The organism is Arthrobacter sp. 10N43 (assembly GCF_056394525.1).
Genome location: NZ_JBFTIA010000013.1, coordinates 95,925 through 103,702 on the forward strand (window position 1 = coordinate 95,925; position 7,778 = coordinate 103,702).

Here is a 7,778-nt window from a genome sequence, read left to right on the forward strand (position 1 = left end):
CATCCAAACCATCACAGGAGCCAAAGATGCCCAACCTCGTCGTCGACTTCGACAAACTGCTCACCCTAGCCGGTACCGACCTCGGTGTCACCGACTTCCGCGAAATCACCCAGGAACAAATCAACAAATTCGCCGACGCCACGGGCGATGACCAGTGGATCCACGTTGACCCGGAACGCGCCAAGGACGGCCCCTTCGGCGCCCCGATCGCCCACGGCTTCCTCACCCTCTCGCTCATCATCCCGTTCTGGGGAGAGCTGTTCGACGTCGACGGCGTCACCACCAAGGTCAACTACGGCCTCGACAAGGTCCGCTTCACCTCCCCGGTCAAGGTGGGTTCACGCATCCGCATGCGGGCCACCATCGCAGAGGTCACCGAGGTCAAGGGCGGCGCCCAGATCAAGGTGGCCAACACGATCGAGATCGAAGGACAGGAGCGCCCCGCCGTCGTCGCCGAGTTCCTCGCCCGCTTCTACAAGTAAGCCGCGCCGGCCACCCATCCCTTAGCCCACACCCCTCTGCCATAAGGAACAACGATGTCCCAAATTTCGCAGTTGCAGGCCATGGACGCGGGTACGCGTCGCCGTGAAGCACGGACCGTCATTGCCTCCAGCTATCTCGGCAGCACCATCGAGTACTACGATTTCCTGCTCTATGCCACGGCCGCCGCCGTGGTCTTTCCCAAAGTGTTCTTCTCCGGCACGGACGAATGGGTGGGGGTGGTGGCCGCCTACGGGACGTTTGCCGCCGGCTATGTGGCGCGGCCCCTCGGCGGAATCATTTTCGGCCACTTCGGCGACAGGCTCGGTCGCAAGAACATGCTGATTGTCTCGATGCTGGTCATGGGCATCGCCTCCACCCTGATCGGGCTCGTGCCCGGCGCCGCGGTGGCCGGAGCATGGGGTGCTGTGATGCTCGTGGTCCTCCGCGTCTGCCAGGGCATTGCCGTCGGTGGGGAGTGGGGCGGCGCCGCCCTCATGGCGCTTGAGCACTCGGAATCGGGCAAGCGCGGTTTCGCGGCCTCGTTCGTCAACGCCGGCGCCCCCACCGGCGCGGTGCTGGGCACCCTGGTCATGGGCGCCTTCGCGGCCCTGCCCAACGAGCAGTTCCTGGCCTGGGGCTGGCGCGTGCCGTTCCTGCTGTCCTTCGTCCTGCTGGTCGTCGGCATGTTTGTCCGGCTCAAGGTCTCCGAAAGCCCGATCTTCAAGGCGGCGCTGGAACAGGAGAAGGCCGAACAGGAGAAAGCTGAGCAGGACAACGTCCGGCGGCAGGCAGCGCCAGGCGGCGCGCCGGTGCGCCGCGAGATTCCCCTCCTGCAGGTCTTGCGCCGGCCCAAGACCCTGATCTTCACCATGCTGGCCGGCGCAGCGGGGTTTGCGCTCCAAGTGGTGCTGGCAACGTTCTCCGTGACCTATGCCGTGTCCAAGGGCGCTGACAGGCAGGGCGTTCTCTACGCCTTTGCTGCAGCCTCCTTTGTGTCCATCGCCTTCGTGATCATGGGCGGCCGGCTCTCCGACAAGCTGGGACGGCGGCCCGTGATGATCGGCGGCCTGGTGCTCTTCATCCTTTACCTCACGCCGATGTTCCAGCTTCTGTCCTCCAACAACATCGTGCTGATCTTTGTGGCTTTCGCTGTCGGCCTCATGATCCACTCCACCCTGTTCGGCCCGCTCGCGGCTTTTGTGTCCGAGCAGTTCGGCACCACCTCGCGCTACACCGGAGCCTCGCTGGGCTACCAGCTCGCCACTCTCCTCGGCGCGGGGTTCACGCCAGGCATCGTGGGGCAGATCTTCAAGGACTCCGGACAGAACACCGCCGCCGTTGTCTGGTATCTGGCCGTCATGTCCGTCGTGTCGATCGTCTTCATCGTGCTGACCCGTGAGCCCAAGAACAACGATCTGCAGACTGTCGGGTCCTAACCCGGCCCGCTGGCGCTACCGTCTAACTAGAAAGGATTTTCCGTGGAGAATTTTGGCATCGGCTCGTGGCTGCAGCGGCGCCGCCCGAAGTCGGGCACCAAGACCGCCGTGATCGCCGGGGCCCGGGAGCTCAGCTACGTCGAGCTCGCGGAACGTTCCACCCGGCTCGCTAACGCTTTCCGGGACCGCGGCGTGGCCAAGGGCGACCGGGTGGCTTACCTGGGCGATAACGATCCCTCCTTCCTGGAGACCCTCTTCGCCGCAGGCCTGGCCGGGGCCGTCTTTGTCCCGCTGAACACCCGGCTCGCGCCGCCGGAAATCCAGTTCCAGCTCCGGGACAGCGGCGCGGTCCTGCTGGTCCACTCGGCGGCGCTCGACGGGCTCGCGGAAAGCGGCTCAGCGGGGACCGCGGTGGGTAGGCGGATCCTCGTCGAGGAGTCAACGGGGCCCGAGCCAACGGTGCTCGACGGCGGCGTTGGGGCCGGCGGAACCGCCGTGGAGGCGTTTGAGGCGGTGATCGCCTCCGGTGCGGCGCTGCCGCCGGATGAGCCTGTGGGCCTGGACGACGCCGCCATGATTCTCTACACCTCCGGCACCACCGGAAACCCCAAAGGGGCGCTCCTGACCCACGGCAACATCGCGTGGAACTGCGTCAACGTGCTGGTCGACTTCGACTTTTCCTCTGCCGATGTTGCCCTCATGATCTCCCCGATGTTCCACGTCGCCTCCCTCGACATGGGCGTCCTGCCCACACTCCTGAAGGGCGGCACCGTAGTCCTGGAAGCCAAGTTTGATCCCCGCCGGACGCTGGAGCTGATCGAGCGGCACCGCGCAACGACCATCAGCGGGGTGCCCACCACCTACCAGATGCTGTGCGAGCATCCCGACTGGGACGCCACGGACCTCAGTTCGCTGAACAAGCTGACGTGCGGCGGGTCCGCCGTGCCCATGCGGGTCCTGGAAGCCTACGAACGGCGGGGGTTGCGCTTCTCCAACGGCTACGGCATGACCGAGACAGCCCCGGGTGCCACCACCTTGCCGGCGGCCAGGTCCCGTGACAAAGCAGGATCCTCGGGGCTGCCGCATTTCTTCACTGATGTCAGGGTGGCCGACCCCATGGACCCGGAGGCCGGTCCCGCCGCGCCCGGAACCGTGGGGGAGATCCAGATCAAGGGCCCGAATGTCATCCGCCAGTACTGGAACCGGCCCGAGGCCTCCGCGGGGTCCTACACCGCTGACGGCTGGTTCAAGTCCGGTGACATGGGCTACAAGGACCCTGACGGTTTCGTGTTCATCTCCGACCGGCTCAAGGACATGATCATCTCCGGCGGGGAGAACATCTACCCGGCCGAGGTGGAGCAGGCGATCGCCGAGCTCGACGCCGTCGGCAGTGTCGCGGTGATCGGCGTGCCGGACGAGAAATGGGGCGAGGTGCCGCGGGCCGTGGTGCTGCTGCGGGAAGGTGCCAGGCTCACGCAAGAGCAGCTGCGCTCCCACCTGGAGGGCAGGCTCGCGCGGTACAAGATCCCCAAGTCCGTGGTCTTCGTGGACGAGATGCCCCGGACGGCCAGCGGCAAGATCCGGAAAGCGGACCTGAGGAAGCTCACGCCCGGCCACGTCTGACCGGAGCCGGGACGCTGCCGGACCCGGACTGTGAGCAGGTCCCTGCTCCGGTCCGGGGGGCCGAGCGGCCGCCGCGCTTAGTGGATTGAGGCCAGCAGGACGCCGACGCCGACGAAGAGCCCGCCGAACGTCCGGTTCAGGACCTTCTGCCCGGCGGCGTCGCGCGTGAAGCGCTGGAACGATCGGGCCGCTGCCGCGAAGAAGAACCACATGACCAGGATGTCGATCACGATCACGGTGGCGGACAGGACCGCGTACTGCGGGAGCAGCGGCTGCTCCGGCCGAATGAACTGGGGCATGAAGGCCAGGAAGAAGACCACGGCCTTGGGATTGAGCAGATTGACCCAGAGTCCGCGGCGGAACATGGACAGGGCCGGCTCGTTGCGCAGGGCGGCGGCCTTCTCCTGGTCCAGGTCCGGTTTGCTCAGGAACTGCCGGATGCCCAAGTACACCAGATAGGCGGCTCCTGCGTAGCGGATCACGTTGAAAGCGAGCGGCGAGCTTGCCACCAGCACCCCGACGCCGAGGGCGACGATCAGGATGTGCACCACCAGGGCGGCCTGCTGGCCCAGGATGCCCCACAGGGAACGTCGGAATCCCGAGTTCAGGGAGTTGCTCATGGTGTTGATGGCGCCCGCGCCGGGAGTGAAGCTGATCAGGACGCCGGCGCCGGCCAAGGCCAGCCAAAGGGAGGGTTGCACGAACCAAGTTTACTGTCCGGGCGGTGGCCAACCTGGCGGGACCCCGGGGCAGCCGACGGGAGTCAGCTGCCGCGGAGGCCGTAGCTGAGAATCATGTTGCCCTTGCTGGTCTGCTGGGAGGACAGCAACTCCAGCCGCGTCTGGGGATCGCCGTCGTTGAAGAGCCGCCGGCCACTGCCGGCAATGACCGGGTGGACAATCAGCATCAGCGAGTCGAGCAGGCCCGCGAACAGCAGTTGGCGGACCAGCGAGATGCTGCTGAAGACGCCGATTTCGCCGCCGTCGCCGTTCTTCAGGTCCGCCACGAAGTCTTCCAGCGGCCCCTCGATCAGGGTCGAATTCTGCCACTCGAGGCTTCCGGCCAGCGTCCGGGACGCCACGAACTTGGGCAGCGGGTTGATGAACCCGCCGAAGTCAGCGTCGGCTTCGGCATTGGGCCAGTATTCCGCCCACTGCTGGTATCCGACGCGGCCCAGGAGCCCGGTGTCGATCCGGCCCATCATCTCGCCCATCCCGGCGCCCAGCTCATCGTCGAAGCTGTCGAACTGCCACAGGAAGGGATCTTCAACTACGCCGTCCACGGAGCAGAACAGGCCGGCCGTAACTTTGCGCATGGGGTTCTCCTTACTCAAGGGTGTCCTGCGTGCACCCTATCGGGAGATCGGGAGGCAGGGAATGCCTGATGAAAATTCGCGTGCGCGGACCTGGTTCGCGGGCATTGGGCACGCCGGGCATGCCCAAGGCCCGCTCGGGGTTAGCCGTTGGAGGTGTAGCCGTCCGCGGCCGCATCGCCTTGGCCGCCGCGACCGCCGCCCGGTCCGCCCTGGCCCTCCTGGGTTCCGGTCACCGTGAAGTTCGCATCCAGCAGGACGGTGGCGCGTGTTCCGTCCGCCTTGGTGATGTGGGCTTCGTAGGTGGCGCCGTCGGCGTCGGTCTCCATCCGTTCGATCGTCGCATCCGGCTGGGCGGCCTTCACCGCCGCTTCAACCTTTGTGGCGGTGTCGCCGGTGAGGATCTCCTCGGTCTTCCCGTTGGCCTGGTGCGGGCCGCGCTGGCCGCCCGTGCCGTAGCCGTCGGTGGACTGGGTCGAGGATGAGCTGCCGCTGGAATCGGCAGCCATCGCGGGGATGGCCGTCGCGCCGATGGCGCCGCCACCGATCACCGCGGCGAGCATGATGCCCGCAGTTGCCTTGTTGATCTTTGCCATTGTGAAACTCCTTTGCTGGGGCCCGGATTGGGCCGGCCGAAGATTCGGCCTGGAACCAGCCTCGGACGCGGAGTTATGGCTGCACTTTCGGGCGGCTGTGCCGGCGCTGTGACCGCAGCCCAGACGGAGTGCCTCACGCCCGGGCGATGACCTCGCCGTTGGGAATCAGGAACCAGCCGTCTTCGGTCGAGCCCCACCGGTGCCAGCCGGCGGAGATCCGGGCCAGGTCCGCCTCGCTGGCAAAGCCGTACTCGAGCGCCTGGTCGGCGAAGGATGAATGCACCACCCGCTCGCCCCACACCCGCGCCTGCCACCGCCGCTGCTGTCCGGTGGCGTAGAGCCAGTTGCTGCTGGACGGCGCCACGTCCGTGAATCCGGCGGCCTGCGCCCAGGACACCAGCCGGCGTCCGGCATCCGGCTCGGCACCGTTGCGGCGGGCGATCCGCTGGTACAGCTCCATCCAGTCGTCGAGCTCGGGGATGGCCGGGTACCAGCTCATGCCGTGGAAATCGGCGTCGCGCACCGCCACGATCCCGCCGGCCCTGGCCACGCGCCGCATCTCCCGGAGGGCTGCGACGGGATCCGTGAGGTGCTGGAGGACCTGATGGGCGTGGACGACGTCGAACGACTCGTCTTCAAAGTCAAGGTCGTAGACGTTGCCGGTCGCAAAATCGACATTGCCCACGCCGCGCTCAGCGGCAAGGGCCGCGGCCTGGGTGATGATATCGGGGGAGCGGTCCAGTCCTGTGACCCTGCCCGGCCCCACCAGCTCCGCGAAGTCGCACGTGATGCTGCCGGGCCCGCAGCCGACGTCGAGCACTGATGCCCCGGGCATGAGATGCGGGATCACGAACGCCGCCGAGTTTTCCGCCGTGCGGGAGGCGTGGGCGCGGACCACCGACTCGTGGTGGCCGTGCGTGTACACATCGTCAGGCTGCTGCGCACTCATAATGGAACGCTACCTCCCGGGGTCGGAAATGGGCGGACCCACCGAACTGCTCAGCACCTGGGACCTCACGGTGACCGGTCCCTTTCGGGATCCGGTCACCGTGGACGATCCCCCGCCGGCTGCCGCTGTGGTCAAGACGAAGGAGCCGCAAATCGTGTTGGCTACTTCGCCTTAGTCTGCACCTGTGGGTATCAGGGAGGAACTGACCGTTCATATAGGCCGGACGGATCGATCTTCGACAGTCAAACGACTACTGCTGTGGCGGCGGAGGTCTTCGCGGTGGTGGTGTAGCCGGTCTTGGTTCCGGTGACGGTGACGGTGAGGGTCTTGCCAGCTTGGGCCGCGGCTACTTTGTAGGTCGCGGCGGTCGCGCCGACGATGGCGACGCCGTTGGCCTTCCACTGATACGACAGGGCCACCGGTGACGGTCCCCAGGTGCCCGGTACGGCGGTCAGGGTCGAGCCGACCTTAGCCGTGCCGGTGATGGTCGGCAGCGGCGCCGTCAGGGAGCCTTTCGCGACTACTGCTGTGGCGGCGGAGGTCTTCGCGGTTGTGGTGTAGCCGGTCTTGGTTCCGGTGACGGTGATGGTGATGGTCTTGCCGGTATCGGCCGCGGCGACCTTGTAGGTCGCGGCGGTCGCGCCGGTGATGGCGACGCCGCCGGCTTTCCACTGATATGCCAGGGTGACGGGTGACGGTCCCCAGGTGCCCGGGACCGCGGTCAGGGTCGATCCAACTTTCGCGGTGCCTGAGATGGTCGGTACCGGAGCGGCCAGGGTACCTGGGGTGACCGCTGTCGTGGCGGCGGAGGTCCTTGTCGCGCTGGGGTACCCCGCCTTGCTGCCGGTTACTTTCAGGGTGATGGTCTTGCCAAGGTCGGCGGCAACCAGCGTGTAGGTTTTGCCCGTTGCCCCGGTAATGGCGGTTCCGGAGCGGAACCACTGGTATCCGAGCACGTCCGGCGTGGGCGACCAGGTTCCCGTCACAGCCGTCAGGGTCCGACCCACCTGGGGAGTCCCGGAGATGCCTGGCACAGGAGTTGCGGCCCAAATCCAGCCAATGTTGAGGGTGTAGGTCTTGCCCCAGCTTGCTGCGCCGTCATAGCCGTAGATCCGGATGTAGGCGCGGCCTGCGGGGAGGTTGATTTGTTGGCCGGCCAGCCAGCTGCCGTCAGCATGAGAGCCATCCAGGTCGAAGCTGTAGAGGTTGGTGCCATTGGCACCATAAATATTGACCCTGTAGGTGAATCCCGCTCCAAGCCCGACGGGAAACTTGAAATTCAGGCCGACCCGGCCCGCCTTGGGCAGATCGACAGCGTAGTAGTCGTAATCCTCCGAGCCTGCACTCAACGCCGAACCCGAAACCGTGGACCCCAGCGG

General features: G+C 66.5%; 8 protein-coding genes and 1 pseudogene. 4 read left to right on the forward strand and 5 right to left on the reverse strand.

Features of this window, described 5'->3' with window-relative positions; all coding sequences use genetic code 11:
- The first annotated feature begins 26 nt into the window (after window positions 1–26).
- Genes AC1DDO_RS19285 through AC1DDO_RS19295 form a run of 3 tightly spaced genes read left to right on the forward strand, consistent with a single transcriptional unit; the run spans window position 27 to window position 3,542 of the window.
- Complete coding sequence (locus AC1DDO_RS19285) at window positions 27–482, forward strand: MaoC family dehydratase (RefSeq protein ID WP_476972526.1); 456 nt, start codon at window positions 27–29, stop codon at window positions 480–482.
- A 54-nt stretch (window positions 483–536) separates the two neighbouring features.
- Entirely contained in the window at window positions 537–1,919 is a 1,383-nt protein-coding gene (locus tag AC1DDO_RS19290; RefSeq protein WP_476972527.1) for an MFS transporter, read from the forward strand.
- 42 nt (window positions 1,920–1,961) lie between these two features.
- Window positions 1,962–3,542 (forward strand): acyl-CoA synthetase, encoded by a 1,581-nt coding sequence (locus AC1DDO_RS19295; RefSeq protein WP_476972528.1) that lies wholly within the window; start codon window positions 1,962–1,964, stop codon window positions 3,540–3,542.
- 77 nt (window positions 3,543–3,619) lie between these two features.
- Here the strand turns inward: AC1DDO_RS19295 and AC1DDO_RS19300 are convergent, their stop codons facing one another.
- The 4 genes from AC1DDO_RS19300 to AC1DDO_RS19315 form a co-directional block, all read right to left on the reverse strand.
- Window positions 3,620–4,243, reverse strand: a complete 624-nt coding sequence (locus tag AC1DDO_RS19300) for a LysE family transporter (RefSeq protein WP_476972529.1) — start codon at window positions 4,241–4,243, stop codon at window positions 3,620–3,622.
- Window positions 4,244–4,305: 62 nt separating this feature from the next.
- Complete coding sequence (locus tag AC1DDO_RS19305) at window positions 4,306–4,857, reverse strand: dihydrofolate reductase family protein (protein WP_476972530.1); 552 nt, start codon at window positions 4,855–4,857, stop codon at window positions 4,306–4,308.
- Window positions 4,858–4,997: 140 nt separating this feature from the next.
- Window positions 4,998–5,450 carry a hypothetical protein gene (locus AC1DDO_RS19310; RefSeq protein ID WP_476972531.1) on the reverse strand — a complete coding sequence of 151 codons (453 nt, stop codon included), beginning with the start codon at window positions 5,448–5,450 and terminating at the stop codon, window positions 4,998–5,000.
- Between the two features lie 133 nt (window positions 5,451–5,583).
- The gene (locus AC1DDO_RS19315; RefSeq protein ID WP_476972532.1) at window positions 5,584–6,399 is read right to left on the reverse strand and encodes a methyltransferase domain-containing protein; all 816 of its coding nucleotides are present in this window, start codon (window positions 6,397–6,399) and stop codon (window positions 5,584–5,586) included.
- A 1-nt stretch (window position 6,400) separates the two neighbouring features.
- Here AC1DDO_RS19315 and AC1DDO_RS19320 point away from each other — a divergent pair, with 1 nt between their 5' ends.
- On the forward strand, window positions 6,401–6,574 hold the full coding sequence (locus AC1DDO_RS19320; protein WP_476972533.1) for a hypothetical protein: 174 nt from the start codon (window positions 6,401–6,403) through the stop codon (window positions 6,572–6,574).
- A 67-nt stretch (window positions 6,575–6,641) separates the two neighbouring features.
- Here AC1DDO_RS19320 and AC1DDO_RS19325 read toward each other — a convergent pair.
- Window positions 6,642–7,778: pseudogene (locus tag AC1DDO_RS19325) on the reverse strand (hypothetical protein); the annotation flags it as partial.